General features: G+C 68.4%; 2 protein-coding genes. One reads left to right on the top strand and one right to left on the bottom strand.

Translation table 11 applies throughout. From position 1 onward, the window contains the following. Positions 1-1197 (top strand): IS200/IS605 family accessory protein TnpB-related protein (locus tag ACWD4P_RS38210; RefSeq protein WP_449782819.1); only part of this gene is annotated, 1197 nt, incomplete at its 5' end. Positions 1198-1311: 114 nt separating this feature from the next. Here ACWD4P_RS38210 and ACWD4P_RS38205 read toward each other — a convergent pair. Beyond that, the gene (locus ACWD4P_RS38205) at positions 1312-1416 is read right to left on the bottom strand and encodes a hypothetical protein (RefSeq protein ID WP_449782820.1); all 105 of its coding nucleotides are present in this window, start codon (positions 1414-1416) and stop codon (positions 1312-1314) included. Positions 1417-1426 lie beyond the last annotated feature (10 nt).

Here is a 1426-nt window from a genome sequence, read left to right as displayed (position 1 = left end):
CTGGCGATCCTGGAACACCGCCTCGACGTGGCGCGCGCGGACCGGGAGGCCGGTGTCGTGCATGTCGTGCGTGGTGGCCGCAAGCTGCTGGGCAACCGGCACAACCTCGAAGCCGCGCAGCTCACCGAGGCCCAGTGGCGGGAACGTTGGCGGGCCCAGCGCTGGTTCCTCGCCGCCGACGGGGAGTCGGGCAAGCGATACGGGAACGAGACGATCCGCGTTACCCCCGACGGCGAGGTGTCCATCAAGCTGCCGGCCCCGCTCGCGGACCTGGCGAACGCCAAGCACGGCCGGTACGTCCTTGGCTCCAAGGTCGCGTTCGCGCATCGGGGCCAGGAGTGGGCCGACCGCATCGACAACGACCGGGCTGTGGCCTACCGCATCCACGACGACGTGGAACGTGGCCGCTGGTACGTGACCGCCTCGTGGCAGCGGCCGGTGGTCCAGACGATCGGGCTGGAGACCGCACGCGCCAAGGGCATGATCGGCGTCGACACGAACGCGGATCACTTCGCCGCGTACCGGCTCGACCCGCACGGCAACCCGGTAGGCGACCCACACCGCTTCTTCTACGACCTGTCCGGTACTGCTGATCATCGTGACGCGCAGATCCGGCACGCCATCACCCAGGTCTTGCACTGGGCGAAAAGCTGCGGCGTCGCCGCCATCGCTATCGAGAACCTGGACTTCACCGCCGAGAAGACCCGCGAGAAGCACGGCCGCAAGAAGCGGTTCCGGCAACTGATCTCAGGCATCCCGACCGGGAAGCTCAAAGCCCGGCTCGTCTCCATGGCCGCCGAGATGGGCCTGTCCATCGTGGCCGTTGATCCGGCCTACACCTCGATGTGGGGCAACCAGCACTGGCGCAAGCCGATGCGGACACCCCGCCGCAAGATGTCCCGTCACGATGCCGCTGGCATCGCGATCGGGCGACGCGCCCTCGGGCACCCGATCCGGCGACGGACGGCACCGCCCCCACAGCACCAGAGTGATGCTGCGGGGCATCGGACCGTCCAGGCCCGAGGGGGTACCCCAGGGCGTGAGGGAACCCGCCCACCCGTCACGGACCGTGCACACGATGCACGCCGCCGAGCGGGTACACCACAGGGCACGCGGGTGACCAGCGCATCCAAAACCGTTCGGGATGCGCGCAGTGCCGGGCAGTGGGTCCAAGACTCACTCCTGCACACTGATTAGGAACGGTTCGTTCGCGAAGAGCCAGCCTGCACGCCGCGACCGTCTGCTCACTCAACGGCTATTGCTACGGTGGCAGCGCCGAAGGTTCCCTGAGCGTGAAGCACCGTCTGCGCCCTAGTTGTCCGACGGAATGCGTGCGGCGATCTCCCGGGCGAACCAGTCCGCCTCCTGCGACAACTCGTCCGCCCCTTCGCTCGCGATGAGTTGGAGCAGGCGCAGCAGGTCGTGG

Source organism: Kitasatospora sp. NPDC002543, from assembly GCF_053594915.1.
The sequence above is the reverse complement of the archived record's forward strand: the minus strand, read 5'-3'. Positions and strand labels throughout refer to the sequence as shown.